Origin of the sequence: Tepidamorphus sp. 3E244, assembly GCF_046159835.1 — a bacterium.
In the GTDB taxonomy this organism is placed as follows: domain Bacteria; phylum Pseudomonadota; class Alphaproteobacteria; order Rhizobiales; family Tepidamorphaceae; genus JACKJK01.
Window position 1 is genome coordinate 70,261 of the sequence record NZ_JBJXCY010000002.1, and the last position, 24,368, is coordinate 94,628.

Annotated in this window: 30 protein-coding genes and 1 tRNA gene; 13 read left to right on the plus strand and 18 right to left on the minus strand. The window is 64.9% G+C overall.

The genetic code is table 11. The features are described 5' to 3' along the window. The first annotated feature begins 99 nt into the window (after nt 1-99). Entirely contained in the window at nt 100-903 is an 804-nt protein-coding gene (locus tag ACKTEK_RS09115) for a dimethylarginine dimethylaminohydrolase family protein (RefSeq protein ID WP_409164974.1), read from the plus strand. A 4-nt stretch (nt 904-907) separates the two neighbouring features. On the opposite strand, the gene yidD is transcribed toward ACKTEK_RS09115, so the two are convergent. Both yidD and ACKTEK_RS09125 read right to left on the minus strand, forming a co-directional pair. Next, nucleotides 908-1,216: a membrane protein insertion efficiency factor YidD gene (yidD, locus tag ACKTEK_RS09120; protein WP_409164975.1), complete on the minus strand. Its 309-nt coding sequence runs from the start codon at nt 1,214-1,216 to the stop codon at nt 908-910. After that, entirely contained in the window at nt 1,213-1,686 is a 474-nt protein-coding gene (locus ACKTEK_RS09125; protein ID WP_409164976.1) for an iron-sulfur cluster assembly scaffold protein, read from the minus strand. The genes yidD and ACKTEK_RS09125 overlap by 4 nt, the downstream gene beginning before the upstream one ends. 347 nt (nt 1,687-2,033) lie before the next feature. On the opposite strand from ACKTEK_RS09125, the gene folE reads away from it, so the two are divergent. The 3 genes from folE to ACKTEK_RS09140 all read left to right on the plus strand — a co-directional run bounded on the left by folE (nt 2,034) and on the right by ACKTEK_RS09140 (nt 4,208). Next, nucleotides 2,034-2,663 (plus strand): GTP cyclohydrolase I FolE, encoded by a 630-nt coding sequence (gene folE, locus ACKTEK_RS09130; RefSeq protein WP_409164977.1) that lies wholly within the window; start codon nt 2,034-2,036, stop codon nt 2,661-2,663. A 2-nt stretch (nt 2,664-2,665) separates the two neighbouring features. Next, nucleotides 2,666-3,073: a phosphoribosyl-AMP cyclohydrolase gene (hisI, locus tag ACKTEK_RS09135; protein ID WP_409164978.1), complete on the plus strand. Its 408-nt coding sequence runs from the start codon at nt 2,666-2,668 to the stop codon at nt 3,071-3,073. 85 nt (nt 3,074-3,158) lie between these two features. Further along, nucleotides 3,159-4,208: a patatin-like phospholipase family protein gene (locus ACKTEK_RS09140; protein WP_409166141.1), complete on the plus strand. Its 1,050-nt coding sequence runs from the start codon at nt 3,159-3,161 to the stop codon at nt 4,206-4,208. 14 nt (nt 4,209-4,222) lie between these two features. On the opposite strand, the gene ACKTEK_RS09145 is transcribed toward ACKTEK_RS09140, so the two are convergent. Both ACKTEK_RS09145 and ACKTEK_RS09150 read right to left on the minus strand, forming a co-directional pair. Next, the gene (locus ACKTEK_RS09145) at nt 4,223-4,654 is read right to left on the minus strand and encodes a CBS domain-containing protein (RefSeq protein WP_409164979.1); all 432 of its coding nucleotides are present in this window, start codon (nt 4,652-4,654) and stop codon (nt 4,223-4,225) included. A gap of 110 nt (nt 4,655-4,764) precedes the next feature. Continuing rightward, a complete protein-coding gene (locus ACKTEK_RS09150) occupies nt 4,765-5,526 on the minus strand; it encodes a rhomboid family intramembrane serine protease (RefSeq protein WP_409164980.1) in 762 nt (253 codons plus the stop codon). Between the two features lie 123 nt (nt 5,527-5,649). Between ACKTEK_RS09150 and ACKTEK_RS09155 the strand changes: the two genes are divergently transcribed. The 3 genes from ACKTEK_RS09155 (at nt 5,650) to ACKTEK_RS09165 (ending at nt 8,044) form a co-directional block, all read left to right on the plus strand. After that, the gene (locus ACKTEK_RS09155; RefSeq protein ID WP_409164981.1) at nt 5,650-6,294 is read left to right on the plus strand and encodes a PAS domain-containing protein; all 645 of its coding nucleotides are present in this window, start codon (nt 5,650-5,652) and stop codon (nt 6,292-6,294) included. Nucleotides 6,295-6,453: 159 nt separating this feature from the next. Continuing rightward, the gene (locus ACKTEK_RS09160) at nt 6,454-7,071 is read left to right on the plus strand and encodes a PilZ domain-containing protein (protein WP_409164982.1); all 618 of its coding nucleotides are present in this window, start codon (nt 6,454-6,456) and stop codon (nt 7,069-7,071) included. A gap of 340 nt (nt 7,072-7,411) precedes the next feature. Next, nucleotides 7,412-8,044, plus strand: coding sequence for a transglutaminase-like cysteine peptidase (locus ACKTEK_RS09165; protein ID WP_409164983.1), 633 nt, complete (start codon nt 7,412-7,414; stop codon nt 8,042-8,044). Between the two features lie 151 nt (nt 8,045-8,195). On the opposite strand, the gene ACKTEK_RS09170 is transcribed toward ACKTEK_RS09165, so the two are convergent. The 5 genes from ACKTEK_RS09170 to ACKTEK_RS09190 all read right to left on the minus strand — a co-directional run bounded on the left by ACKTEK_RS09170 (nt 8,196) and on the right by ACKTEK_RS09190 (nt 12,219). Further along, nucleotides 8,196-8,729, minus strand: coding sequence for a gamma carbonic anhydrase family protein (locus ACKTEK_RS09170; RefSeq protein WP_409164984.1), 534 nt, complete (start codon nt 8,727-8,729; stop codon nt 8,196-8,198). Between the two features lie 28 nt (nt 8,730-8,757). Next, on the minus strand, nt 8,758-9,081 hold the full coding sequence (locus ACKTEK_RS09175) for a DUF6949 family protein (protein WP_409164985.1): 324 nt from the start codon (nt 9,079-9,081) through the stop codon (nt 8,758-8,760). Nucleotides 9,082-9,288: 207 nt separating this feature from the next. Next, nucleotides 9,289-10,152 carry a serine O-acetyltransferase gene (gene cysE, locus ACKTEK_RS09180; protein WP_409164986.1) on the minus strand — a complete coding sequence of 288 codons (864 nt, stop codon included), beginning with the start codon at nt 10,150-10,152 and terminating at the stop codon, nt 9,289-9,291. 366 nt (nt 10,153-10,518) lie between these two features. Continuing rightward, the gene (locus ACKTEK_RS09185) at nt 10,519-11,436 is read right to left on the minus strand and encodes an alpha/beta fold hydrolase (protein ID WP_409164987.1); all 918 of its coding nucleotides are present in this window, start codon (nt 11,434-11,436) and stop codon (nt 10,519-10,521) included. Between the two features lie 6 nt (nt 11,437-11,442). Continuing rightward, nucleotides 11,443-12,219, minus strand: coding sequence for an alpha/beta fold hydrolase (locus ACKTEK_RS09190; RefSeq protein ID WP_409164988.1), 777 nt, complete (start codon nt 12,217-12,219; stop codon nt 11,443-11,445). 184 nt (nt 12,220-12,403) lie between these two features. Here ACKTEK_RS09190 and ACKTEK_RS09195 point away from each other — a divergent pair, with 184 nt between their 5' ends. The 3 genes from ACKTEK_RS09195 (at nt 12,404) to ACKTEK_RS09205 (ending at nt 14,602) form a co-directional block, all read left to right on the plus strand. Beyond that, nucleotides 12,404-12,649, plus strand: a complete 246-nt coding sequence (locus tag ACKTEK_RS09195; RefSeq protein WP_409164989.1) for a zinc-finger domain-containing protein — start codon at nt 12,404-12,406, stop codon at nt 12,647-12,649. A gap of 54 nt (nt 12,650-12,703) precedes the next feature. Then, nucleotides 12,704-13,897, plus strand: a complete 1,194-nt coding sequence (locus ACKTEK_RS09200; protein ID WP_409164990.1) for an FAD-dependent monooxygenase — start codon at nt 12,704-12,706, stop codon at nt 13,895-13,897. A gap of 78 nt (nt 13,898-13,975) precedes the next feature. Beyond that, a complete protein-coding gene (locus tag ACKTEK_RS09205) occupies nt 13,976-14,602 on the plus strand; it encodes a tetratricopeptide repeat protein (RefSeq protein ID WP_409164991.1) in 627 nt (208 codons plus the stop codon). Between the two features lie 6 nt (nt 14,603-14,608). Here the strand turns inward: ACKTEK_RS09205 and ACKTEK_RS09210 are convergent, their stop codons facing one another. From ACKTEK_RS09210 to ACKTEK_RS09230, 5 genes are all read right to left on the minus strand, one after another. Continuing rightward, entirely contained in the window at nt 14,609-15,322 is a 714-nt protein-coding gene (locus tag ACKTEK_RS09210) for a hypothetical protein (RefSeq protein ID WP_409164992.1), read from the minus strand. Nucleotides 15,323-15,445: 123 nt separating this feature from the next. Beyond that, a tRNA-Leu gene (locus ACKTEK_RS09215) sits at nt 15,446-15,532 on the minus strand. A 77-nt stretch (nt 15,533-15,609) separates the two neighbouring features. Beyond that, entirely contained in the window at nt 15,610-16,116 is a 507-nt protein-coding gene (gene gpt / locus ACKTEK_RS09220; protein WP_409164993.1) for a xanthine phosphoribosyltransferase, read from the minus strand. 49 nt (nt 16,117-16,165) lie between these two features. Beyond that, entirely contained in the window at nt 16,166-16,930 is a 765-nt protein-coding gene (locus ACKTEK_RS09225; protein ID WP_409164994.1) for a competence/damage-inducible protein A, read from the minus strand. Nucleotides 16,931-17,044: 114 nt separating this feature from the next. Further along, nucleotides 17,045-17,491, minus strand: coding sequence for a cupin domain-containing protein (locus ACKTEK_RS09230; RefSeq protein WP_409164995.1), 447 nt, complete (start codon nt 17,489-17,491; stop codon nt 17,045-17,047). 210 nt (nt 17,492-17,701) lie between these two features. On the opposite strand from ACKTEK_RS09230, the gene ACKTEK_RS09235 reads away from it, so the two are divergent. Continuing rightward, entirely contained in the window at nt 17,702-19,027 is a 1,326-nt protein-coding gene (locus ACKTEK_RS09235; RefSeq protein ID WP_409164996.1) for a lipopolysaccharide biosynthesis protein, read from the plus strand. Between the two features lie 100 nt (nt 19,028-19,127). On the opposite strand, the gene ACKTEK_RS09240 is transcribed toward ACKTEK_RS09235, so the two are convergent. Then, on the minus strand, nt 19,128-19,412 hold the full coding sequence (locus ACKTEK_RS09240) for a phosphopantetheine-binding protein (protein ID WP_409164997.1): 285 nt from the start codon (nt 19,410-19,412) through the stop codon (nt 19,128-19,130). A gap of 342 nt (nt 19,413-19,754) precedes the next feature. On the opposite strand from ACKTEK_RS09240, the gene ACKTEK_RS09245 reads away from it, so the two are divergent. Next, nucleotides 19,755-20,972 carry an acyl-CoA dehydrogenase family protein gene (locus ACKTEK_RS09245; RefSeq protein ID WP_409164998.1) on the plus strand — a complete coding sequence of 406 codons (1,218 nt, stop codon included), beginning with the start codon at nt 19,755-19,757 and terminating at the stop codon, nt 20,970-20,972. A 41-nt stretch (nt 20,973-21,013) separates the two neighbouring features. Next, nucleotides 21,014-21,946, plus strand: a complete 933-nt coding sequence (locus ACKTEK_RS09250; RefSeq protein WP_409164999.1) for an amino acid--[acyl-carrier-protein] ligase — start codon at nt 21,014-21,016, stop codon at nt 21,944-21,946. A gap of 81 nt (nt 21,947-22,027) precedes the next feature. On the opposite strand, the gene ACKTEK_RS09255 is transcribed toward ACKTEK_RS09250, so the two are convergent. The 3 genes from ACKTEK_RS09255 to ACKTEK_RS09265 are packed head-to-tail and all read right to left on the minus strand — an operon-like array spanning nt 22,028 to nt 24,366. Then, entirely contained in the window at nt 22,028-22,750 is a 723-nt protein-coding gene (locus ACKTEK_RS09255) for an SDR family NAD(P)-dependent oxidoreductase (RefSeq protein WP_409165000.1), read from the minus strand. Further along, nucleotides 22,743-24,140, minus strand: coding sequence for an AMP-binding protein (locus tag ACKTEK_RS09260; protein ID WP_409165001.1), 1,398 nt, complete (start codon nt 24,138-24,140; stop codon nt 22,743-22,745). The genes ACKTEK_RS09255 and ACKTEK_RS09260 overlap by 8 nt, the downstream gene beginning before the upstream one ends. Then, nucleotides 24,118-24,366 (minus strand): phosphopantetheine-binding protein, encoded by a 249-nt coding sequence (locus ACKTEK_RS09265; RefSeq protein WP_409165002.1) that lies wholly within the window; start codon nt 24,364-24,366, stop codon nt 24,118-24,120. The genes ACKTEK_RS09260 and ACKTEK_RS09265 overlap by 23 nt, the downstream gene beginning before the upstream one ends. Nucleotides 24,367-24,368 lie beyond the last annotated feature (2 nt).

Genomic DNA, 24,368 nt, shown 5'->3' on the forward strand with positions numbered 1-24,368 from the left:
CCGCGAATGGCTCGCGGGCGGTTTCGCTGCGTCCTCTATCCTGATTTCATGGGCAAAGGCAAACTTCGCAATCCAACAGGAGCAGCACAGCCCAGCCCCATGACAGACCGGATCAGCCACCGCTTCAACACCGCCCTCGTTCGCGAACCCGCCCAAAGCATCGCGCATGGCCTGCGCGATGGCGACGGTCCCGACCCCGACCCGGCAGCCTTCTCCGAGGAATTCCATGCCTATGTCGGTGCGCTGAGACGGGCCGGCGTCACGGTGAAGCGCCTGCCCGCGCTGGAAGCGTTTCCTGATTCCGTCTTCATCGAGGACCCGGCGCTCTGCCTGCCCGACACCGCTGTTCTGCTGCGCCCCGGTGCGCAAAGCCGTATCGGCGAGGCCGCGGAACTGGAACCTGCCCTGCGCGGCCAGATCGCAACCGTGCGCAAGCTCGCCGGTCCCGGCCACGTGGACGGCGGCGACATCATGGTGACGGGATCGGAAGTGATCGTCGGCCTGTCGGCCCGCACTGACCGGGAAGGTTTCGATGAACTCGCGGAAATCCTGCGTGGCTGGGGCTACGCGGCGCGCTGCGTGGAAACACCACCCGGCGTGCTGCACCTGAAGACCGCCAGCGCCGTGCTGGCCGACGATACCGTCCTCTGCACCCCGCAAATGGCTGAAAGTGACGTTTTCGAGGGCTACCGGATCATCGAGACGGCACCGGGCGAAGAGGCGAGCGCCAACGCGATCCGCGTCAACGACACGGTGCTGGTCTCGGCCGGTTACCCGGAAACCACCCAGCGCATCCGTGAAGCGATGCCCGAGGTGATCGTAGAACCACTGTCCACGGCGCAGGCCGCCCGCGTCGATGGTGGACTGTCCTGCATGTCATTGCGGTTTTTCCAGTCGGAATAAGCGCTTAGCCCTGTTCGCGCATCCGCCATATGCCGTAGCGCCACGGCAGGTACCACCGCGCGTCGGGATTGATGTCTCCCGGTACGGGATCGAAGCCGTCGCCGCCGCCGGGGCGGCAACGCTGGATGCGCGCAATGCCCATCCACAGGCCCGCCCAAGCGCCATGCTGTCGCACCGCATCGGATGTGTATTCCGAGCAGGTTGGCAGGTAGCGGCAATGCCGCCCCATGAACGCTGAAAGCGTCAATTGGTAGAAACGGATAACCCCGAGAGCCAGATACTGGCCGAGACTACGGGAAGCGCCGTCGCTCACGCTTGCGCGGCAGACTTTTCGTCCGCGCCTGTCCCTTCGGCGGCCGCGCTTTCCGCCATGTCGAGTGCGGATACCACCGCATCGAACGTCAGCAGCGTGGAGGCATGGCGCGCCTTGAAGTCGCGCACCGGCCCCAGCACTTGCAGGTCGGCCCAGTCGCTATCCGGCGCAGGCGCGCCCTCTTTCAACATGGCGTGCATCTCGTCGCGAAGCTTCCGCAGGCGAGCGGCGCTCTCGCCGACCACGTGCCGCGCCATGATGGAGGACGATGCCTGCCCCAGCGCGCAGGCCTTCACCTGGTGGGCGAAATCGGTGACGACCCCGTCAGCGACCTTGAGATCGACCGTGACCGTGGACCCGCACAGCTTGGAATGGGCCTTCGCGGTCCCGTCGGGGTCTTCCAGCCGCCCGATAAGCGGAATATCGGCGGCAAAGCCGAGTATCTGCTTGTTGTAGAGGTCGTTGAGCATGGCCGGTCCGATACCTGCGCGAAAAGCGCGCCCTGGGAATTGTTCCGCCCTAACATAAGTCCTCAACCCTGCCACGGCGACCCCCGTATGCGCCGAGAGGCCGTGAGTTGATTGCAACCGTGCCATTCCCATATAATAAAATGCACTGATGGCGGACGAGACGGAAATTTGTCCCGAAGCGGGATGATCCGTCGAAAGAGGAACGTTCGTACATCTCTTAAATGCAGGCTTCACCAAAGAGCAGCCGGCAACAGTGGTTAGGTCACGCCTCAGGCGATGACGAGGCCCGAACAGGCATGCCGAAACCGTTTCGCGGTTGAGGCGATGAGGACGCGAAGGAATTGTCCATGGATGCGATCGTCAAGAAGCTGAAGGCGGAATCGATCCTTGCGGAGGTGCCGAAGTACCCGCGCCCCACGCGCGACGAGGCCGAGGCCGCCGTGCGCACGCTCATTGCATGGGCCGGCGACAATCCCGACCGCGAAGGCCTGCTGGACACACCGGCGCGCGTCACCAAGGCCTATGAAGAGCTTTATCGCGGCTACGGCGAATCCCCGGTCGACCACCTGTCGCGCACCTTCGAGGAGGTCGGTGGCTACGACGACATCGTGCTGGTGAAGGACATTCCGTTCTATTCCCACTGCGAGCACCACATGGTGCCGTTCATCGGCAAGGCGCATATCGGCTACTACCCGCAGGACCGGGTCGTGGGCCTCTCCAAGCTTGCCCGCGTGGTCGACACGTTCGCCCGTCGCCTGCAGACGCAGGAAAACATGACCGCGCAGATCACGCTGGCGATCGACGAGATCCTCAAGCCGCGTGGCGTCGCGGTGATGCTGGAAGCCGAGCACAAGTGCATGTCCATGCGCGGCATCCAGAAGCAGGGCGCACGCACGGTCACCAACCAATTCACCGGCATCTTCCAGGATGACCCTGCCGAGCAGGTCCGCTTCCTGACGATGGTGCGCGGCAGCTGACGGTGACGCGGAGCTTTCCCGAACTGCGAGACGCGCACGCGCGCGAGACCAGCGACCTGCTTGCCCCGGCCTTCAACCGGGACGGGCTGGTCACGTGCGTCGTCACCGATGCCCACGACGGCACGGTGCTGATGCTTGCCCACATGAACGACGAGGCGCTGTCACTGACGCTGGAAACCGGCATCTGCCACTTCTGGAGCCGCTCGCGCGGCAAGCTGTGGAAGAAGGGCGAAACCAGCGGAAATACCATCGCCGTGGCCGATATCCGCGTGGACTGCGACCAGGACGCGATCTGGGTCTCTGGCCGTGTCGCCGGAGACGGTGTCGCCTGCCACACGGGCCAGCGATCCTGCTTCTATCGCGGCGTGAAGACAGCCGACGGCAAGGCCACGCTGTTCACGGTTGATTGACCGCAATTTCGACGCGATTGCGAACATTCATCACTCCTTCAACGCTTCCCTGCGATCATGTGGGCGAAGGTGAAGGATGGCTTACATGTTCGGTTCGGTTTCACAGAGACTGTTCCACGGCGCAGGCGATGCGCAGCCCGACGATGTCGGCGGAGCAAGCACGCCCGTCCAATCCGATGAGCCAGCCCCGCCGGATCGCGACATTTCCGCAGAAACGGCGTCTTCCCACCGCGGGCTGACCATCGGCATCGCGCTGGGAGGCGGTGCCGCACTCGGCTGGGCGCATATCGGCGTGCTGCGCGTCCTCATCGAAAATGGCTACGATCCGGACATCATCGCCGGCACCTCCATCGGTGCCGTCGTCGGCGGATGCCACGCGGCTGGCCGGCTGGACGATGTCGAGGACTTCGCACTGTCTCTCACCCGCCGCCGTGTCTTCGGCATGTTGGATTTCAGCCTCAGCGGGTCGGGCCTCATTTCCGGCGACCGCCTTTCGACCCTGCTCGAGAAGGGCCTCATCGATCACGATATCGAGACGCTGCCCAAGCGGTTCGTTGCCGTGGCAACCGAAATGCGCACCGGCCACGAGATCTGGCTGCAGAAGGGAAACCTGGTCGAGGCGCTGCGCGCATCCTACGCCCTGCCCGGCGTCTTCAAGCCGCGCAAGGTCATGGGGCGCTGGCTCTTCGACGGCGCAATGGTCAACCCCGTGCCGGTCTCCGTTTGCCGAGGCCTCGGCGCACGCCTCGTCATTTCCGTGAACCTGCAGTCCGACCAATTCGGCAAGGGTGGCGTGGTGCCGCTTGTCGAGGAACCGGACGCGGACGAGGACGAAGCCATCCCCGGTCGGATCGAGACCGCCGCCCGGCTCGTGCGCAAGCAGCTCGTCGGCGCACCGGATGGACCTCCCGGCATGTCGGCGGTGATGATGGACGCGCTGACCGTGATGCAGGACCGCATTTCGCGCGCGCGCCTTGCCGGCGACCCGCCGGACATCAATATCGGGCCGCGCGTGCGCAAGATCGGGCTGTTCGAGTTCCATCGCGCCAAAGAGGCGATCGACGCCGGTCGCGAGGCAGCCGAGCGCGCGCTGGAAGACATCGCCCAGGCCGTGGTTTCGCTCCGCGAAGTCTGAATGCCCGACGGCGTCTAGCCGGCTGCGATGTAATCCTGCATCGCGCGCCATTCCGTTTCGATATCAGCGATCCGGCGGCGGACAACGTCCCCTATGGAGATGATGCCGGCGATCTTGCCGCCGTCGATCACCGGTACGTGGCGGAACTTGCCCTCGGTCATCTGCATCATCACGGAGTTCACGCGGTCTTCCTTCTTGCAGGTGACCACTTTCTTCGTCATGTGCGTGCCGACAGCCTCGCCCAGCGCCTCCGGCCCGCCGCGCGCGACCGCGCGAACGACGTCGCGTTCGGAGATGATGCCAGCGAGTTTTCCGTTGGAATCCGTGGCGAGGACAGCACCGATCTTGTGCTTGTCGAGCAGCTTGGTGACGTCCAGAAGCGTTTCTTCCGGACTGACCGTGACCACGTCCGGTCCCTTGTCGGCAAGAATGCTGGAAACGGTCATTGCTGGTCCTCCTCGCTGATGGCGCACCGTTCGTTGCGGTTTTTCGCGCCGGATTCCTCCCCGCTATCATGAAGCCGGCTCGCCGCTACGGCAAGCGGGATCGGGGCATTTCAGGCCGCGACAGTGTCCCGAACCGGGTCAAACAGCTTGAAAAGCAGCAATCCGGCCAGGAATCCGCCCATATGGGCTTCCCACGCGATTTCGGCGTCGATACCCCCGATCTGCACCGCACCCAGCCCGAAGATCAGGTTGAAGCCGAACCACACGGCCATGAACAGCAGCACATTCCGGTTGGCCAGAGCCCCGAGGATGCCTGCCGCCGGTGCCTGGATGGCGGCCTGCGGGTCCGCGCGGCCGGAGCGAGTCAACGGGCCGCCCGGCGAGAACGCAAAGCGGATCGCGGCGCCCATGTAGCCGGAAACCGCTGCCGAGGCGCCGATCACCGGCACCATCTCGCCCCAGTGCGTCACGAGATGCGCCAGCGCTCCGAAAATGGAACACACGGCCCCCAGCGCCAGGAATCGTACCGCCCTGAAACGCTGCGCCACCGGCGCGCCGAAGGCGAGCAGCCAGATCGAATTTGAAAACAGGTGCAGCCAGCTTCCGTGGAGGAACGTGTAGGTCACCGGCCCGAGCAGGTCGCCCAGCACACCAAGCGGCATCGGCATGTCGAGCGTGGTCTGCACGTAGCGCCCCGGCAGGAACCCGAACGCAAAGACCACCCATAGGTCGGTGCGCGCATCCAGCAGGTAGCGCAGGACATGCACGCCGATCAGTCCGGCGATCAGCCACACGAGGATCATCGGCACGTTGAATGCCGGAGGATTGATCCGTTCCTCGATGGGCTCTGCGAAGGGTTCTTGGTCGTCCATGAATGCTCCTGCCCTGCCTTGGCATGCCGTCTGCGAGTGACTCCCGAACAACATCAATTCCGGGCCGCGCTGTGTCGAAGCGACACGTCTCGCGTGCCCCGGCGGGATAACGCAAGGGGCGGTATGTACGCACTTGAAACACTGACTGTCGACCGCGCGGTCGCGCGCATGAGGGCACCGGAGACGCGCGAACTGTTTTCCTACTGGGACCGCATTCGCGGAATGGAAGAAGCCCCCGACCGCCGCGACCTGGAGCCGTTCGATATTTCCGCCTGCCTCGGCGATATCCTGCTTGTGGATACCGACCACGCCTCCAACATGATCCGCCTCGTCGGCAGTCGCATCGCGACGAACATGGTCCGCGACCTGCGCGGCCAGTCCTTTGACATGCTGTGGACACCCCGCGACCGGCCGCGCGTGCGTGAACTGCTCGACTACGCCATCGCGTGTCCCTCCGGCATCCAGTTCGATTTCACGATGCTCACGGCGTCCGGACGCTCTGCCGCGATGGAGGGCCTGTTACTGCCGATGCGTTTCGGTGGCCCAAACATCCGTCGGCTGATCGGCATTTTCACGCCGATGGAGCAGCCCTGGTGGGTTGGCGCTGAGGCTGTGAACGATCTGGTGCTTGATCGCGCGGCAATCTTCCCGACAACGCCGCAGAACGCGCTCACACCGCGCTTTGCCCGCTCGCATCCCATCTTCGCCGATGCGACGCCTCGCCGCCGGGTGCGGCATCTTGCCCTCTACGATGGTGGATTGAAGTAAGCCCTGTGGCCAAACCGCGGCATGCGCCATGAGGAATCAGCATTTTTGCGGTCGGGGATTACGACTGGTTAACCCGCCCTTCACTAGAATGGGGGCGTTGGTGCTCGGAAATATGCTTAATCGGCTTATCGTAGCACCGACGCATGGGAGTGTTCATCGGTGCTCAATCCGGTTTCGCCAAAGCTTGCCGAAGCCCAGAAAGACGGTCGGCGGTTCCGCCGCGTCCCCGTGCACCTGCTCGGTCGCTACATGCTGCCTGATCGCCGCGAATTCGAGTGCTCTGTCATCGACATGTCGCCCGGCGGCGTCTCGATGAATGCACCTGTCTGCGGCAAGCCCGGAGACCGGGTCGTCGCCTATCTCGATCATGTCGGCCGCGTGGAAGGCAAACTGACCCGCCTGTTCAAGGGCGGCTTTGCCATGAGCATCGAGGCCGGTGAGCGCAAGCGAGAGAAACTGGCCAACCAGCTCACCTGGCTGGTGAACCGCTCCGCACTCGGACTTCCCGAGGATCGCCGCTTCGAGCGCGTGACCCCGACGGACAAGTTCACCCAGATGACGCTGTCGGACGGACGGACCTTCCCCTGCCGCATCATCGACATGTCGCGCTCCGGCGCGGCCATCCGCGCCTCCGTGGTGCCCAATGTCGGCTCCCCCGTGACGCTGGGCAACCAGCGCGGCCTTGTCGTGCGTGCCTTCGATGATGGCTTCGCGATGGAGTTCTCCGACGCACTGACCGACGAGGAACTGCGCCAGCAGTTCGGCGCCGTCGCCTGATTGCGGCGAGCCCGCACCTCCTGACCAATCCACAGACAAGACCAGGCTCGCGCCTGGCGCACCCTGTTTGCCCCCTGACGCAACGTCAGGCTCGCGGTCGCGGCATCGCTCGCCTGCGAGACCCCCTCTCCAGCCAGTAAAACATGGTTAGCGAGGTGTTAAACCAATCGGTAAAATTCGATTCAAATTGTGTTCGCACTTCTACCGCTGCGTTTCCCATGGTTTTCGCAGGGTCGATCAAACACCCATTTGCATAAAATTGCTCGTATTGACTTAGATCGGTAGCGAAACATCGCTGGCACAGTGTCCCCATAACAACAAGAACAGGGGGCTGTTCAAGATGATGAAGGCAACACTCATCGCATTGGCGTCGCTGGCGATTGCGTCAGTCACCGCCATCCCGGCCGGGGCGGCAACACCCGGCCAGAATTCAGGCGCCGCGAACATGGAAGTGTTCGGGGATGCACGGGCGCCGATCGGCTACGTGCAATTCTGCAGCCAGTATCCGGCGGAATGCAACGCCGCCGGGCGTGGCCGCACCTACATGCCGCTCACCAACGAGCGTTGGGCGGAACTGGACGGCATCAACCGGCATATCAATGCCGCCGTCGCTCCGGTGACCGACCTTGAACTCTACGGCCGCGAGGAACTGTGGACGTATCCGAACCGCTACGGCGACTGCGAAGACTACGCACTGCTGAAGCGCCATATGCTGATCCGCCGTGGCTGGGCACCGGAATCTTTGCTGATGACGGTTGTCTGGGATGAAAACGGCGACGGACATGCCGTGCTGACAGTCACGACGTCAGAAGGCGACATGGTGCTGGACAACAAGCGCGACGACATCCTGCGCTGGCAGTCCACCGGCTACACATTCGAGAAGCGCCAGTCGACGCAAGGGCGCGGTCGCTGGGTCTGGCTTCGCGGCGACCGTCCCGGCGCGATGATCGGAGTGGGTTCGACGCGCCGATAACAAGTTTACGCGGCGGGGCGCCGCGACAAGCTACAGCCAAGAAACCGGTCTGCGCCCCCACCCCGACGTCCCTGACGGCCGGTTTCTTCAAGCCCGACCCTCCCGTTCCCCCGCGGGAGGGTCGGCACCTTTTTCAAGGCTCCTGTGGCGGCTACACGTCGATGCGCGTAAACGACTTCGCGTAGCGGCGTGCCTTGTCCATGTAGATTTCAGCAGCGCCCTTGAGCTGCGCGATCTGCTCCTCGCCGATGGTGCGGATCACCTTGCCCGGCATCCCCACGACAAGTGAATTGTCCGGTATCTCGCGCCCCTCCGGAATCAGCGAATGCGCGCCGACGATGCAGTTGTCGCCAATGCGCGCGCCGTTCATCACCGTCGCCCCCATGCCGATCAGCGTGTTGTTGCCGACCGTGCAGCCGTGCAGCATCGCCAGGTGGCCAAGAGTGCACCCCTCACCCACCGTCAGCGGAAAGCCCATGTCGGTGTGGAAGACGCATCCGTCCTGCACGTTCGTGCGTGCGCCGATCTCGATATATTCGTTGTCGCCGCGCAGAACCGCGCCGAACCACACGCTCGATTGCGAGCCAAGGCGTACCTTGCCAAGCACCGTCGCGTTCTCCGCGACCCAAGCGCTGCCGTCTCCGGCGAGTTCGGGCCGGATACCTTCAAATTCGTAGATTGCCATGAAATGCGTCCCGTCTGGCGCGGACGCGTCAGGCGAGCAGTCCGCGAGCAAATTCGATAACGGTGAGGATAAACACCCCGGACATCAGACACCACCCGGCAGCGATGCCGCCGGACGCCGCGATCCAGCCGATGGGGCGGCCATGCATCATGCGCCCGCGATAGGAGTTGCGAGCCAGCACCAGCGGGCCGCAGAACAGCAGCAGGATAACGTGGAGCACGGCCTTGGAGGGCGCTTCCGGGCGCTTGTCGAAGCGCGGGCGATCGGAGATCAGCAGGCGGTAGGCGCTCTGGGCGACGCCGGCAGCGGCGATCCCGATGAACACGACGAGTAGATGCATCCCGAACGACATACGCAACACCTGCAAAACGCGCCGCAGGGTGGAATGGTCGCCCCGCGGCAGAACACGTGGGTTGGAGACGAACAGCGCCTCAAGCCCATTGCAAAGCTATTGCAAGTTCCGCGCCGCACCTAGATGTGCCGCCGCGAAACAGGATCGCCGGTGGATAAGTGTTGAAATGTCCCGATTCGGGCCGCCGGAGGGCGGCCCTGTTCGGAATCAGATGCCGTCGCCGAGGAAATTCATCGGGCTGCTGGTCAGCCTATGATCCATCGAAAGCGCCGGTTCGCTGCAGCCCGCCTCGCCCACGATGCGCGCGGGCACGCCGGCAACCGTCGTGCACTTCGGCACGTCGCTGAGGACCACGGAGCCAGCCGCAACGCGCGAGCAGGCACCGACCTCGATATTGCCGAGGATCTTCGCGCCCGCCCCGATCAGCACGCCACGGCGCACCTTCGGATGACGGTCGCCCGTCTCCTTGCCGCTGCCGCCCAGCGTGACGTTGTGCAGGATGGACACCTCGTCCTCCACCACAGCCGTTTCGCCGATGACGATGCCGGTCGCATGGTCGAGCATGATGCCCTTGCCCATGCGCGCAGCCGGGTGAATGTCGAGGCCAAGCTGCGACGAAGCGCGGCTCTGCAGGTAAAGGGAGAAGTCGCGGCGGCCGCGCTTCCACAGGTGGTGCGAGAGGCGGTGGACCGCCAGCGCCTGGAAGCCCTTGAAGAACAGCACCGGCTCGATATAGCGGAAGCAGGCCGGATCGCGTTCGTGCACGGCGACGATGTCGGCGCGGATCGCACGGCCGATCTCCGGGTCTTCCTCGGCAGCCGCAATGAAGGCCTGCCGGATGTGGATTGCAGGAACGTCCGGATGGTCGAGGCGCGAGGCGATGCGGTTGGCAACCGCGGCCTCAAGCGTCGTCTCGTTGATGATGTCGCTGACCACTAGGCCGGACAGCGCAGGCTCGGCTGCGAGCACGTCTTCGGCCTCTGCCCGCAGGCGCGTCCAGACCGGATCGACGGACGTGACGTTTGCCTTGTCCCGAGCGCGGGAAACGATCTTGGGGCTACGCGATGCCATGGCGGGTCCTCCTCGCCGTTGTCCTTGCAGCCTCTCTCGCCGACCTGCGGGCGGGTGGCAGCACGGGATGTGCGTCAGCGACGCCATCTCCTCATGCGGAATATGTAGGACAGCGCATGTGCCAATACAAATCAGGAGATCGTGCACGGTGAATCAGAGTGTAAGCCGGGGACTGCAGATGATTTTGCTTGTCCGCCAGATGCTTGACGCATTGACGTAAGGGAATTTGCGCCACGACCTGAATCGGCTTTGCAAATCCGGCAACCGTCGCATGAAGTGCTGGAATCAGTTTGGAAGCTGCATGAATCATCACGTGAAGGAATGGAATCAGGCTTTTCGCTTCACCCGCCAACCCTCTGACAGGACTCAGGTTTTGCCGCCAGCCGCATTTGCCTTCCGTTTCGTCAAAAACGAGCGGATCGCGGCCGAGAAGATATCGTTGCGATCACCCGCCACCATGTGGCCCGCGCCGCCGACATCGACGGTTTCAAGGTGCGGAACGATGGTCTGCAGGGCGGCGACATGCTCGGGCGAAATGAGTTCGCTGGACGCGCCGCGCACCAGCAGCAGCGGCGATGACATGCCCCGCAGGGCGGCATTCATCTCGGCCTCGGCATTCTCGCGGCCGGTGTTGATGCCGCGCGGGCCAGAGAGAAATTGCGGGTCCCAGTGCCAGCGCAGCCGCCCGTCAGGGCCCTGCCGCAGGTTCTTGCGCAAGCCGTCGAACGACTTCGGGCGGGGCCGGTTCGGCAGGTACTGCGCAACCGCGTCCGCCGCCTCCTCGATGGTCTCGAAACCATCCGCCATGGCAGCCCCCATGAAGGACTGGATCTTCTCCACCCCCTCCGGGTCCATGGCCGGCGTGATGTCGACGAGGATCATCGCCGACCAGAAATCAGGCCCTGCCTTGCCTTCCGCAAGCATCCCCGCGATGCCGCCGAGTGACGCGCCGATGATGATGGGGGTTGCGCCGAAGCGCTCGCGCATCTGGCGGTTGAGGCTGACCGCGTCGGCGGCATAGTCCCAGAACGAGTACGCCCCGTCTTCCGCCCACTCGCTGTCGCCGTGGCCGCGCTGGTCGACCGTCAGCGCAGCATATCCGTCACCTGCGAGGTCGCGCGCGACCCGGTCCCACGCGCGCCGCGTCTGCCCGCCGCCATGCAGCAGCAACACCGGCGCGGCATCGCGCGCGCCTTCGGCGATCCACAGGTCGCCGGCCAGCCGGTTGCCATGCGCACCGGCAAGCCGTTCGGGGCTGAGCGAAACCGTGGGTTCTGCGGCCATGTCCGGCTACGGCCTGCGGTCCAGGAAATCGAGCACGGCCTGCTTGTAGGCCTTGTCGCCGACGGCGCGGTTGTGGTCGCGCCCTTCGATGTCGAAGGCTTCCGCCCCGGGGATCAGCTCGGCGAGTTCGTGTGGTGAGCCGGCAATCTCGTCCTTGGTGCCGACGCAGACGAGAACCGGCAACCGCAGCGCACCGAGCGCCTGCGGACGGATCTTCACGCGTGAGGAACGCATGCAGGCGGCGAGCGCCATCCGGTCCGATCCGGTGCGCTCCGCGAAGGTGCGGAACATCCGCGCATCCGCCGCTTCGATGCTGTCGGGGTCGTCGGTCTCCAGCGCGTCGGCGATTGGCTCTGCTGCACCGACGCCTGTCACCATGCCGATGCCAAGTCCCGCGAAGATGGCCGACCGGACCCGGTCCGGGCTTTCCATGGCGAGAAACGCGGTGATGCGCGCGCCCATCGAGTAGCCCATCACGTCGGCACGCTCGATGTTCAGGTGGTCCAGCAGGTTGCGCGCATCATGCGCCATGATCGGCGCACCGTAGCTCGCCTTGTCGTAGAGCTTCTCGCTCTCCCCGTGGCCACGGTTGTCGATGGCAACCACCCGGAAGCCCGCATTGTTGAGGGCGTCGATCCAGCCCGTCCCGCCCCAGTTGATCGAAATGTTGGAGGCAAAGCCGTGGATCAGCAGGATGGTCTTGTCGCCATCCGCCCCGGCTGCGGGTGAATCGACATAGGCAAGATCGACGCCGTCGGACTGGAAATGCTGGTAGGGCTGCATGGAAGGGGCCTTCTTGCCGGGCTTTGAGGGAGCGTGCCTAAACGCCTAGCCGCAGAGGTGGCGCGTTGCAACGCCGTGGCGGGAGAGAAACTGATGCACCGGCCTCCATTTGGCCTATGAAGTTTCTGCCTCGCACACTAGAGTGCGCGTCACACAGGCGCACACAAAGAACGCGGAAACGAACATGGCGGCAAATTCCACCCCACATTTCCACAATTCCGGCGGTCACACGCAGATCAAGATCAGTGCGCATGAGTTCCAGTGCGTCGGCGCGAAGCCGCCGTTTGACCATCCGCACGTCTTTCTCGACATGGGCGATGACCACGAGATCGTCTGCCCCTATTGCTCGACCCTTTATGTGCACGACACGACCCTTGCCGCTGGCGAGACGGTCCCCGCGAACTGCGCCTTCGAGTTCGAAGACGCCTGACGCCCCACCCTCCCGCCCCGGCGGGCGGGCAGCCTTCACTGCGGGGACCTTCCTGTGAGCGACCGGCGGACCATTGCCATCGCAGGCGGCGGCATCGGCGGCCTTATGGCCGCCATTGCGCTGGCGCGCGGCGGGCTTCGCGTTTCCGTTTTCGAGCGGGTCGGCCGCTTCGCGCCCTTCGGCGCCGGCATCCAGCTTTCCCCGAACGCCAGCCGCATCCTCTACGCCTTCGGTCTCGGCAAGGCGCTGGCGCAGGTCGCCAGCGAACCTGACGGGATGATCGTGCGGCGCGGGCGCGACGCGCGTGAACTATCCCGCGCCCCGCTCAAGGGCTACATGAAGCAGCGCTACGGCGCGCCCTACCTGATCCTCCACCGCGCCGACCTGCACACCATCCTCAAGGTCGCCGCCGACAAGGAGATGGACGTCGACATGCAGATGGGCGCAGCCGTTGCGGACTTTGCCCGTCACAAGAATGGCGTCACGGTGCTGACCGAACGCGACCACCAGCTGTCCGAACACCGCGTCTCGGCGCTGATCGGCGCGGACGGCCTTCGCTCCACGGTTCGCGGGCGCATGTTCGGCAACGACCAGCCCATTCCCGCCGAGCGCACCGCGTGGCGTGCGCTGGTGCCGGCAGACCAGCTGCCGCCGTTCTTTGCCAAGAACACGGTCGGCCTGTGGCTCGGCAACGATGCGCACCTCGTCCACTACCCCGTGCGTGGCGGCAGCGTCATCAATGTCGTCGCCATCGTGGCCGACGCCTGGCAGACCTCGTGGAGCGGCGAAGGCTGGAACGCACCCGGCGACAAGGACGAACTCGCTGGCCGCTTCTCGGCATGGTCGCCGCAGGTGCGCGAACTGATCGACTGCCTGCCGAGCGTGTCGCGCTGGGCGCTCGCCGACCGCAAGCCGCTGCGCCGCTGGGGCGAAGGCGAGGTCACCCTGCTGGGCGATGCCGCTCACCCCATGCTGCCGTTCCTTGCTCAGGGCGGCGGCATGGCGATCGAGGATGCCATGGTGCTCGGCCGCTGCCTCGTGCAGGGCCGCGACATCGCCTCCTCGTTGCGCAAGTACGAGCGCCAGCGCAAGCAGCGCACCGCCCGCGTCCAGCGCGAGGCGCGCAAGATGAGCAAGATCTATCACTACGGGAACCCGATGGCGCTGGCCCGCGACAAGGTGCTGAAGATCAAGACCGGCCAGAAACTGGTGGACCGCTACCGCTGGATCTACAGCCACAAGGCCTGACGCGTCGGCTCAACTTGACTTGGCCACCGTGAAAATGGTCGATCGCAGGCAAATCCGCTCAAGCCGCAACGTGACCCCATGCCCAAGCCGCTGAAACCCTATTCGCGCCCCTTCCCGCTCGTGCAGGCGATGGAAAGCGGCAACTGGGAAAAGGCCGAAGCTATGCTGCGCCAGATGGTGCGCACCTCACCGCCGCACCCGGACATGCTGATGGATTTTGGCCGCGCGCTGGGCGAAACCGGCCAGCACGACGAAGCGGTGAAGGTCCTCAAGCGTGCCACGAAAAAGGCCCCCGGCAACCCGCAGGTCGCGTTTCAGACGGGCCTTGCCGCAATGAAGGCGAAGCAGTGGAAGGACGCGCGTTCAGCGTTTTCCGAAGCGTTGAAGGCCGCCCCCGGCGAACCGGCGATCCTGCTCAACCTCGCAACCGTGCTCATGGAACTGCGCGAGCCGGCACGCGCCGTGGAATTGTTCGAAACCGCCATCGCGCAACCCACGCTCGACGCTGACCAGCGTTTATATGCCCGCACGCTGCTGATCGAGGCTTACCGTGACAGCGGCGATGTCGACGCCATGCGGCGCGAAGCAGCTTCGCTTGCCGCCGACAATCCGAAGTCGCGCGGCGCGATCCTGAACCTACTGACCAAGGGCACCAAGGGAAAGGTGCCGCTGGCCGCAGCCGCCATGTTTCCCGGAAGCGCCTGAGGCGACCTAGCCGCCTGCCCGGTCCTGCCGGTACTTGCGGCGGTAAAGCTGGGTGTCCGCGGACAGCCCTTCCTGGAATTCGATCTGCTCGGCAACGCCGGCCTCGTCCAGTTCGCCGACATCGAGGGTCAGTTCCTCGCGGCGGATCGGCACTGCCTGCGCAACCGGCGTGCCGGCAGGAAGCGTGCCTTCGAAATCCGGGTCGATCCAGATTGCGGGAAAGTGGATAAAGCCGCGCGTGAAGTGGTCGGTGTCGACGATCCCCGAAAGCGAGCGGAACGGCAGGTCTTCCCGGTTGAACGGGTGGCCGAAATACAGCGAGATCCCCGGCGGCGTCTCGACCGTCCAAAAGTTGGAGAACTTCACGGCGAAATGGCCCTTGTCTGCGCGAAGCGGCGCGCCGTGCCATTGCTCGGGGACGTGCAGCCCGATGGGTGACTGGGTGGCGCGCACGCCGGGAACCTTGGGCAGGTCCCAGTCCCAGCTCATCTCGCCGTCCTTGAAGCGTACGTCGGTCGCCAGCGGGAAGACGATGCCGGTGCGCACCGCATCCAGGAACGGCGGGCACTGCTTGAAGGTCGGCACGCTCTCGCGGCCCAGCGTCTCGCTCTCGGCTTTGTTGGGCATGGCACGGAACCAGTCCGGCAGCGCCTTGATGCCGATGACCGGCTCCGGGATCAGCCCCTTGTAGCCGGGGATGCAGCGCAGCTTGATGTCCATCGGGTCGCCACCTCGCGGTTTGATGCTGCGCGCACATAGCAAGGCGCAGCCCCCGCCAGCAAGGGATGGTTGCCCCGCATCTACATGCGCCACGCCGTCAGGACCCTGTCTTTACCTGGATAATGGTGCGGGCGGCGGGACTCGAACCCGCACAGTCTTTCGACCGAGGGATTTTAAGTCCCTTGTGTCTACCAATTCCACCACGCCCGCTGTCCCCAAAAGGCAACCGCCTTACCGCGCGCCGGTCAAGCACCGCGCGCGAACAATAGCCTCACCGCAAATTTCGCTCACCGGCTCACGTCGGCAATCGGCGGGCGGAAGGCGAGGTCGAGGTCCCACGGGAAATAAATCCACGTGTCTTGGCTGACTTCCGTGATGAAGGTGTGGACGAGCGGGCGGCCCTTCGGCTTGGCGTAGACGGTGGCGAAATGCGCATTCGGCAGCGCCTCGCAGACCGCCTTGCCGGTCTTGCCGGTATCGACGAGGTCATCGACGATCAGCAGCCCCTTGCCGCCATCCTTGGCAAGCTCCGGCGCGACGCCCTTCAGGATCTGCAGTTCCCCCTGCTTCGTTTCCTCGTGGTAGGAGGCGACGCAGAAGGTCTCCACCGTGCGGATACCGAGTTCGCGCGCGACGATCGCCGCCGGAACAAGCCCGCCACGCGTTACCCCGACGATGCCGGTGAACGGCCCGGCCGCGTTGAGCCGCCACGCGAGCGCGCGCGAATCCCGGTGGAACTGCTCCCACGAAACGGGAAAAATCTTCTCCGGCCCCGGATGTGTGTCGTCGCTCATGCGTGCCTGCCCCTCACTGAACCCTGTCCCTGACTGACGCTCAAAACCGTCAATCGCGCCTGTATTCGGCGATCATCTTCTCGACTTCCGCAATGGCGCTGGCAAGCACCTGCGGGTCGCGCGCGCGCACCACGACGGATGTCTGGAAGCCCTTGTCCGTGTAGCCGGGATAGCTGCCCATGCGCGTTTCGGGAAAGCGCGCCTGCAACTCGCCGAGCGGCCCGGCGATATCGCCCTCGCGGATCGCGCCGGTGCGCGTCTCCGACAGCAGCGGCTTTCCGCCTTTCAGCGTCGGCGCGACATTGTCCAGCATCGCCTGCATGATCTTCGGCACGCCCGCCATGACGATGACATTGCCGATGACGAAGCCCGGCGCACCGCTGACAGGGTTGTCGATCAGCGTGCCGCCTTCCGGGATGCGCGCCATGCGAAGCCGCGCCGGGGTCAGTTCCAGCTCCGGATAGCGGTTGCGCATGGCGGAAACGGCGTCTTCGCGTACCTCCAGCGCAACGCCGAAGGCATCCGCGACGCAATCGGCCGTGATGTCGTCATGGGTCGGGCCGATGCCCCCGGTGGTGAAGAGGTAGTCGTAGCGCGCCCGTAGCGCGTTGACCGCGGCGGCGATCTCGGGCGGATCGTCCGGCACCACGCGAACCTCGCGAATGTCGATACCGATCTCGGTCAGGTATTCGGCGATGTAGCCGATGTTCTTGTCCTTGGTGCGCCCGGAGAGGATCTCGTCCCCGATGACGAGGATCGCGGCGCTGACTTCATCCGCCCCCTCGCCTGCCTGCCCCTCGTGCGTATCCGACATTCCTGCGCCCGCGCTCGCTGTCCTTGAGAACCGCGAAGCTAGCAAAAAAAGCGCCGCGCGCCAGCTTTCCGGCACGCGGCGTCATGTCTCTCGCTGGATCGGACTGATTGGCGCTCAGTTCGCTCCGAGCATCGCCCCGGTCGGGCCGCCGCCGAACATCTTCTGAAGCCTGGTCATCACGCGGATGTAGAAGCCGAGATAGACCGGCACCGTGCGGCGGAAGAAAGCGAGCTTGCGGACCGGCTGCTCCACGTGCCAGCGCGCCACCGCGCCCTTCTTGAAGTAGAGCACGTCGCCCGGTCCCATGCGGCGCGGCGGGAAGCCGTCCGCCTCGATCACGACAGCGCCTTCGAGGAAATAGATCGTCTCGTCGGTGTCGTAGTGCCACTCGAACTTGCCCGGCGTGCAGTGCCACACGATGGTCGAGGCCGTGCCGTCCGCGCTGGTGGCGAGGATCGCGTTGGTCGCGACCGGGTCACCCTCGTGGATCCAGGACGGTTCGATGGGCGCCGACTTGAGCGGAACGTCGGTGGTAGCGGTCACGATATAGGGGTTCGTCATGGCGGCATGTCTCCGAAACGGCGCACGGGTTCAGTTGCCGTCCTTCTCGCAGGCGCGCGTTAAACCCGGTTTAAGTGGCTTCTTCCGCTGCGGAACGCGGTAAACGATTTGCTAGCCCGTTCAGGCAATTGCACACGTCGAACCGAACCAGAGTTTGTTAATCGGGTTCTGGCAATGTGCGCGGAACCTGAAAGAGCGGAAATTCCTGACTTGATACGCAAACTTCTCACCGGCTCGGCGGCCTTGTTCGCCATCCGCCTCAGCGGCGCAGGCATCGGGTTTTTGACCCAGGTGCTGCTGGCGCGCCTGCTCGGCAGCCACGAGCTCGGCGTCTTCTACTCGGCGACCTCGCTGGCCGCGGTCGCCGGTTTCGTCATGTCCCAGGGCTATTCGCAGATCGCCTATCGCTTCTCCGCGCGCTACCGTGACGCGAGCAAGAGCGCGCTGTTCAAGGCCTTCGTCTCGCGCGCGCTCTACGATGCGCTGTGGACCTCGACGGCGGCCGCGATCATCGTCGCGCTCGTCAGCTTCCTCGCGCCGGGGATGGATGCCAGCGAGCGCATCGTCTGGGCGCTGTCGGGCGCGTTGATCGTGCCCTCCGCGCTGATGGTGGTCTACACCAACCTCGCCGGCGCCATCCGCATGTTCGGCCTGTGCTACGCGCCGGAAGGCATCGGCAAGCCGGTGCTGTTCATGGCGCTGGTCATCGGCGTGTGGGCCTTCGATTCCGAGCCGACGGGCGCGGACGTCATGCTGATGTTCGCCATCACTGTCACCGTGGTGACCGGCTTCATCGTGTGGGTGCTGCGCAAGCACCTGCCCGCCGTCGCCAAGCCGTCCAGCAAGGCCGAAGGCCGGCTGGCGAAGCGCTGGCGCGCCGAGGCACGACCGCTGGTGCTGCTGTCGCTCTACACCAACAGCTTTGCCGATGTGGCGATCCTCTTCGCCACGCCCTTCCTCAGCCAGTCGGACCTTGCCGTCTTCGGCGTCTGCCTGAAGCTGTCCCTGCTGATCGGCTATTTCGTGCAGATCACCCAGCAGATGGCGATCCCCGACCTCGCCGATGCGCGCGAGCACCGCGACCTTGCCGGCATGCGCCGCGCCTCCAAGCGCGCCGTGGTGCTGCCGCTGGCGCTGACGGTCGCCGCCATGCTCGGCTGCATCGTGCTGGGCGAACAGATCCTCGCGGTTTTCGGGCCGGAATTCGCCACCGCCCGAAACGTGCTGCTGATCATGGTCGCAAGCCAGATTGCCCGCTCGCTGGCAGGCCCCAGCGCCCACATGCTGACCCTGTCGGGCCGGCAGGTTCTCAACGCGTCGCTCTGTGTCGGCGCGCTCGTCGCGTTGGCAATTGCGAACGCCGTGTTCGATCCGGTCTACGGGCCGACGGGCGCGGCATGGGCGGTCGTCATCAGCTATGTCGGGTGGACCATCGCGACCGTCGTGACGCTCGACCGTATCGGTGAGGTCCGCACGGACTTCGTCGCCCTGCTCATGGACAGCAACCGCCCAGCGCGCCCGATCCCCGGCGAATAAGCCTTAAGGCTCCCGCACACAGGACACGTCCACGCAAGAAAAAGGCCGCAGCGGACAATCCCGGCTGCGGCCTTGTTTCGTTCGGCGTCGTGACTTCGCCTCAGGCGACCTTGGCAAGGCCATCCTTGGTGAGAAGCTCGACGATCATCTCCTGGATGGTCGACACGCTGCGGAAATGTTCCGGCGTCAGATATTCCGCCGGGATCATCATGTCGTAGCGCGCTTCCACGTCCATCATCAGGTTGACCATGTCGATGGACGTCATGCCGATTTCCGCAAGCGTCGCATCGGGCACAACGTCCGTGGTGTTTCCGTTTGCGGCGAGGATCGCCTCGACCATTCCGGTCACGTCCGCGCGGACGCCCCCGACCGAATATTCACGCATATTTCCTGGCTCCTGTCGGACCTGTTTTGTCTGAACACGCTCCCATCGCTCAGGGCTGCCGGCGTTTGCCGCCGATCTTCGAACCTCGCGAGGAAACCCGACCTTGCGCGGCGCGCCTTAAGATATCGCTGCCGCGTTCGCACAGCCGCAAACCGTGCCTAAGCGCGGGTTAACGCCGTGTGCGACCGCGACAAGCGACTGTTAACCCCACTCGATCTTTCCCCAGCGGAAATCGGGTCGCCTTCACGGAAAGTACACGCGCCCAAAAGAAGGTGGCCCCAGACAAAAAACAGCCGTGGGGGCGTTTCGCGCAGCGCGGCACAGGGCAAGTGGGCTGTCAAAATGAACGTAAGCGTCTCTCAGGACATTCGCGCCGATCTGGAAAACGCGAAGGCACAGAGCATCGCAAACCTCGCCGAGCGGACCGCTTTTGTCGCGGCTATCGCGGCGGAGCACGCCGACAGAGTGGACGCAGAAGCGCGCTTCCCGGCTGAGGCCATCGATGCGGCGAAACGCTTCGGCCTTCTCGGTGTGCTGGTCCCGGAGGAATTCGGCGGTGAAGGTGCCTCCATCCATGACGCGATGGACATGTGCTTCGCGCTGGGCCGTGCCTGCTCGGCAACCGCGATGATCGTCGCAATGCACCACGTGAAGGTCGCCTGCATCGTGCGCCACGGGCGCGGCAACGCTTGGATGGAAGCCATGATGCGGCGCATCCGCGACGAACAGCTGCTGATGGGGTCCTCCACCACCGAGGGCCGGAACGGCGGAAACGTGCGCAACAGCGCCGCCGCCGCCGAAGTCGTCGACGGCCGCTTCACGCTGGACCGCGACGCCTCCGTCATCTCCTACGGCGCACAGTGCGACGGCATCGTCACCACCGCGCGGCGCGCGACCGATGCGCAGTCCTCCGATCAGGTGCTGCTCGTCGTGACGAAGGACAACTACACCCTCACCCCGACGCAGGGGTGGGAGACGCTCGGCATGCGCGGCACCTGCTCCATGGGCTTCCAGCTCAAGGCAGAAGGCCCCGCCGAGCAGATCATGGAAACGCCTTACGACCGCATCCACACCCAGTCCATGGTGCCCTTCGCGCACCTGTGCTGGGGGTCTGCCTGGACCGGCATCGCGGCCGGGGCCGTGGATCGCGCACAGAAGTTCCTGCGTAAGGTCGCGCGCTCTTCCGGCGGCACCATGCCGCCCGGCGCACGCCATTTCGGGTTCGCCAAGACCTCTCTCAACCGCGCCCGCGCACTGCTGGCAACCACCGCCGACCATTTCGCCCGCATCGAGGATGATGCGCAGGCGCTTTCCGGCCTCGACTTCCAGTCCGCCATCTCGACCATGAAGATCGAGGCATCCGATCTCGCCGTGGAGACGGTGATGAGTTGTATGCGCGCCAACGGCCTGTCGGGCTATCGCAGCGACGGCGAGTTCTCCGTCGCGCGCCACCTGCGCGACGTGCTGTCGGCCCCGCTGATGATTCACAACGACCGGATCGCGGAGTCCATGTCGACCGCGAACCTGATGGGCGCAGTCGCACCCAAGCTGCGCCCCTGATCCGGGCCATTCCGATTTCTCCCGCACGAGGCACAACCGATATGAACATGCTGTCGCCAGAAGGCTTTGAAGGCGCTCCGGCCGACCCGCTCGACCCGCTCGCCGATGTCCTCTTTCACAAGATGGGCGCGGACGGCGTCTATGCCCGCACGCAGCTCTACGAAGGCTTGGTGGAGCGCATGTCGCGCCTCATCACGTCCCACCGCGAGTCCGGCTGCGAGGTGATGCGCTTTCCCCCGGTGATGAGCCGCAAGATCCTTGAAAAGTCCGGCTATCTCGACAGCTTCCCTAACCTGCTTGGCTGCGTCTGCGGCCTGCACGGCTCGGAAAAGGACGTGCTGGAGGCGGTCTCCGACTTCAAGTCCGGCAAGGGAAGCTGGACCGACAAGACGACGGCGTCCGAACTCGTCCTGTCGCCTGCTGCCTGCTACCCGCTCTACCCGATCGTTGCCGAGCGTGGCGACCTGCCCGCTGGCGGCCAGACCTTCGACGTGCAATCGGACTGCTTCCGCGCCGAGCCGTCGAAGCATCTCGACCGGCTGCAGTCGTTCCGGATGCGCGAATATGTCTGCATCGGCTCAGGCGAGGACGTGGCCGCCTTCCGCGAGCGCTGGATGGCGCGCGCACAGGCTATCGCCACCGATCTCGGCCTCGCCTTCCGCGTCGAGACGGCGTCGGATCCGTTCTTCGGTCGTGTCGGCCAGATCAAGGCCGTCAGCCAGGTCCAGCAGGCGCTGAAGTTCGAGCTTCTCGTGCCGCTGCGCTCCGAAGACAAGCCGACCGCCTGCATGAGCTTCAACTACCACCGCGACCACTTCGGCACGACGTGGAAGATGAACGATGCGAGCGGCAACCCGGCCCACACCGGCTGTGTCGCCTTCGGCATGGACCGCCTGGCCGTCGCCATGTTCCACACCCACGGCACCGACATCACCGAGTGGCCCGCCAAGGTGCGCAAGCTGCTCGAGATGTGATCGGCAAACGTAAGCCTGAAAATACGAAACCCGCGCTTTCGGCGCGGGTTTTTTGTTGGTTTGGTGTGGTGAAAGGTGTCTCTAGGCCGTGTTCCCGGCGTCCACCGTCAGTACGGTGCCGGTGATGTTGCGGCCACCCTCGCCCATCAGGAATTCGACCATCCGCGCAATGTCGTCGGTTTCCGGCAAGCGGCGCAGCGCGCTGCGCTTGGCGATGCGGGCGGTGTTTTCCTCGTCCAGCCCCTTGGTCAGTTCGGTCGCGATGAAGCCCGGCGCGACGACATTGACAGTGATGCCGAGCTTGCCGACTTCGCGCGCCAGCGAGCGGGAGAACCCTTCCAGCGCCGCCTTGGTCGCACCATAGACCGACAGCGCGTTGTAGCCGGTCGACCCGATGATCGACCCCATGTTGACGATGCGCCCCTCGCCCGCCGACATCATGTGGCGCACGAGATATTTCGACAGCACGATCGGGGCTTCGACATTGACGCGCAGCAGTTCGGATATCTGCTTCTCATACATCGTCGCCAGTACGCCCTCGGTGCCGATTCCGGCATTGTTCACCAGCCCGTAGACCGGCCCGATATCCTTGCGCACGTCGCGCAGGAAATCCGGGAAGCCGGCAATGTCGTTCATGTCCAGCGCGCGGAAATGCACGGTTCCGCCTGAAGCCGCGATCAGGCTTTCAAGCTCCTCGCTCGGCTTGCGGGCAACCGCGATGACGCCGTAGCCGGCATCTGCCAGCCTCTTGACGATGGCAAGCCCGATGCCCCGACTTCCACCCGTGACGAGGATATTACGCACCGCCGCGCTCCAGCTTGCCGCCGGCAGAGACGGCGATCTCGTCGACGATCGCCACCATCGCCGGCACCTTGTGGGAAGGAAGTGAGGCGCGGCACTGGTCGAGAATTTCGGCCTTGATCTGCTTTTCGCGCTCGCTGTCCCCGCGCTGCGCCAGCATCACGTCGGCGACCACGATTGCGCCGGTGATCGGGCTCTTGCGCGCACGAACCCGCGAAATGCGTACGTCACTGTGCGTGTTGATGACGGCTTCGACCTCCTCGGGGTGAACCTTCAGACCGCCCACATTGATGATGCCGCCGCGCCGGCCGACGAAGTAGTACCGCCCGCCACGAAGCCCCACCATGTCGCCGGTATCGACGAAGCCGTCTTCGTCCGACAGCGCCGGTGCGCTGTCGCCGACATAGGACAGCGCCGCGCGTTTCGAGCGAATATGCAGCGTACCGTCAACGACCTTCATCTCCACGCCGTTCGGCTTGTCGACGAGTGCCGCCGGGAAACCTTCCAGCCCGTCATCGACCGCGAAGCCGACACCGGCCTCCGTCGAAGCGTAGGCATGGCCGATGGAGGCCTGCGGAAAGGTCCGCTTCAGGCTGTCGAGAACGGCCTGGTCGGCGATCTCGCCCGACAGGCGCACGTAGCCGGGCCGGAACTTCGAAATCGTGTCGCTCATCAGCGCCTTGCGCCAATGCGACGGCGTGCCGGAAATATGCGTGACGCCATGCTCGATCAGGCGGTTGAGGTGCTCGACCAGCCCTTCGCCCGGGTGGCTCAGGACGAGGCTGCCTCCGCCGAGCAGCGAACGCAGCAGGATCTGCAGGCCGCCATAGCGGCGAATGTCGTAGAAGGTTGCCCAGACCGGCGCAGCCGCGTTGCTTGCGACGTCACCGCCTATGGAGCCGGTCAATGCGTCAAGCGTGTGCGCGACGATCTTCGGGCGGCCCGTCGTGCCCGACGTCAGCATCAGCCAGTTGGTGTCGTGAACCGGGAGAACGGCATCTTCGGCGCGCGCAACAGGCGGCAATTGCGGAGAAACCGCGAGCTGGACGCCCAGCGCCTGCCAAGGCGCGGTATCGCTTGCCACCACCGCGTTGATAGCGGCATCGGCGAGGACGCTTTGGCGGTGTTCGCCGGACAGGTCCGGCGGTGTCAGCAAGATGCGGTTCGCCAGCCCGTCGAGTTCGAGAAGCGCGGCGGCCGCCTCGATCTGCCGGTTGGTGGCAACCAGCACGTTGCGCCCGGCGAACGTCGGCGCGCGCCCGCGCAGGATCGATCCCCCGGCAAGCTGCGCCAGCGTGAAGCTGCGTTCCGCGTCGCTCAGGCTGCGCTCAGGCCCACACGCGCCGAGGCGCGCGGCGAGCGGCAGCCGCTCAGGCTGCGATTGCCTGGTCATAGGAGCGGACGAAGTCGCCGAGCGTTTCCGGGAAATAGGCTTCCTCGGAAGCCGTGAACGGGTCGATGCCGAGCTGGTCTTCAAGCCGCGCCACGAGGATCGCGAAGCACAGCGAGTCGAGACCGGATTCGATCAGCACGAGGTCGTCGCTCAACGGCGCGATCTGCTTGTTCTGGTCCGCAGCGATCTCTTCGATCAGCTGGAACACCGTTAACCGTGTCGTCATTC

Excerpts from the sequence above, each read along its gene's own strand:
- ACKTEK_RS09115 (WP_409164974.1), top strand. The coding sequence starts at position 100 with ATGACAGACCGGATCAGCCACCGCTTCAACACCGCCCTCGTTCGCGAA.
- ACKTEK_RS09125 (WP_409164976.1), bottom strand. The coding sequence starts at position 1,686 with ATGCTCAACGACCTCTACAACAAGCAGATACTCGGCTTTGCCGCCGAT.
- folE (WP_409164977.1), top strand. The coding sequence starts at position 2,034 with ATGGATGCGATCGTCAAGAAGCTGAAGGCGGAATCGATCCTTGCGGAG.
- ACKTEK_RS09140 (WP_409166141.1), top strand. The coding sequence starts at position 3,159 with ATGTTCGGTTCGGTTTCACAGAGACTGTTCCACGGCGCAGGCGATGCG.
- ACKTEK_RS09145 (WP_409164979.1), bottom strand. The coding sequence starts at position 4,654 with ATGACCGTTTCCAGCATTCTTGCCGACAAGGGACCGGACGTGGTCACG.
- ACKTEK_RS09150 (WP_409164980.1), bottom strand. The coding sequence starts at position 5,526 with ATGGACGACCAAGAACCCTTCGCAGAGCCCATCGAGGAACGGATCAAT.
- ACKTEK_RS09155 (WP_409164981.1), top strand. The coding sequence starts at position 5,650 with ATGTACGCACTTGAAACACTGACTGTCGACCGCGCGGTCGCGCGCATG.
- ACKTEK_RS09165 (WP_409164983.1), top strand. The coding sequence starts at position 7,412 with ATGATGAAGGCAACACTCATCGCATTGGCGTCGCTGGCGATTGCGTCA.
- ACKTEK_RS09170 (WP_409164984.1), bottom strand. The coding sequence starts at position 8,729 with ATGGCAATCTACGAATTTGAAGGTATCCGGCCCGAACTCGCCGGAGAC.
- ACKTEK_RS09175 (WP_409164985.1), bottom strand. The coding sequence starts at position 9,081 with ATGTCGTTCGGGATGCATCTACTCGTCGTGTTCATCGGGATCGCCGCT.
- cysE (WP_409164986.1), bottom strand. The coding sequence starts at position 10,152 with ATGGCATCGCGTAGCCCCAAGATCGTTTCCCGCGCTCGGGACAAGGCA.
- ACKTEK_RS09185 (WP_409164987.1), bottom strand. The coding sequence starts at position 11,436 with ATGGCCGCAGAACCCACGGTTTCGCTCAGCCCCGAACGGCTTGCCGGT.
- ACKTEK_RS09190 (WP_409164988.1), bottom strand. The coding sequence starts at position 12,219 with ATGCAGCCCTACCAGCATTTCCAGTCCGACGGCGTCGATCTTGCCTAT.
- ACKTEK_RS09195 (WP_409164989.1), top strand. The coding sequence starts at position 12,404 with ATGGCGGCAAATTCCACCCCACATTTCCACAATTCCGGCGGTCACACG.
- ACKTEK_RS09205 (WP_409164991.1), top strand. The coding sequence starts at position 13,976 with ATGCCCAAGCCGCTGAAACCCTATTCGCGCCCCTTCCCGCTCGTGCAG.
- ACKTEK_RS09210 (WP_409164992.1), bottom strand. The coding sequence starts at position 15,322 with ATGGACATCAAGCTGCGCTGCATCCCCGGCTACAAGGGGCTGATCCCG.
- gpt (WP_409164993.1), bottom strand. The coding sequence starts at position 16,116 with ATGAGCGACGACACACATCCGGGGCCGGAGAAGATTTTTCCCGTTTCG.
- ACKTEK_RS09225 (WP_409164994.1), bottom strand. The coding sequence starts at position 16,930 with ATGTCGGATACGCACGAGGGGCAGGCAGGCGAGGGGGCGGATGAAGTC.
- ACKTEK_RS09230 (WP_409164995.1), bottom strand. The coding sequence starts at position 17,491 with ATGACGAACCCCTATATCGTGACCGCTACCACCGACGTTCCGCTCAAG.
- ACKTEK_RS09240 (WP_409164997.1), bottom strand. The coding sequence starts at position 19,412 with ATGCGTGAATATTCGGTCGGGGGCGTCCGCGCGGACGTGACCGGAATG.
- ACKTEK_RS09245 (WP_409164998.1), top strand. The coding sequence starts at position 19,755 with ATGAACGTAAGCGTCTCTCAGGACATTCGCGCCGATCTGGAAAACGCG.
- ACKTEK_RS09250 (WP_409164999.1), top strand. The coding sequence starts at position 21,014 with ATGAACATGCTGTCGCCAGAAGGCTTTGAAGGCGCTCCGGCCGACCCG.
- ACKTEK_RS09260 (WP_409165001.1), bottom strand. The coding sequence starts at position 24,140 with ATGACCAGGCAATCGCAGCCTGAGCGGCTGCCGCTCGCCGCGCGCCTC.
- ACKTEK_RS09265 (WP_409165002.1), bottom strand. The coding sequence starts at position 24,366 with ATGACGACACGGTTAACGGTGTTCCAGCTGATCGAAGAGATCGCTGCG.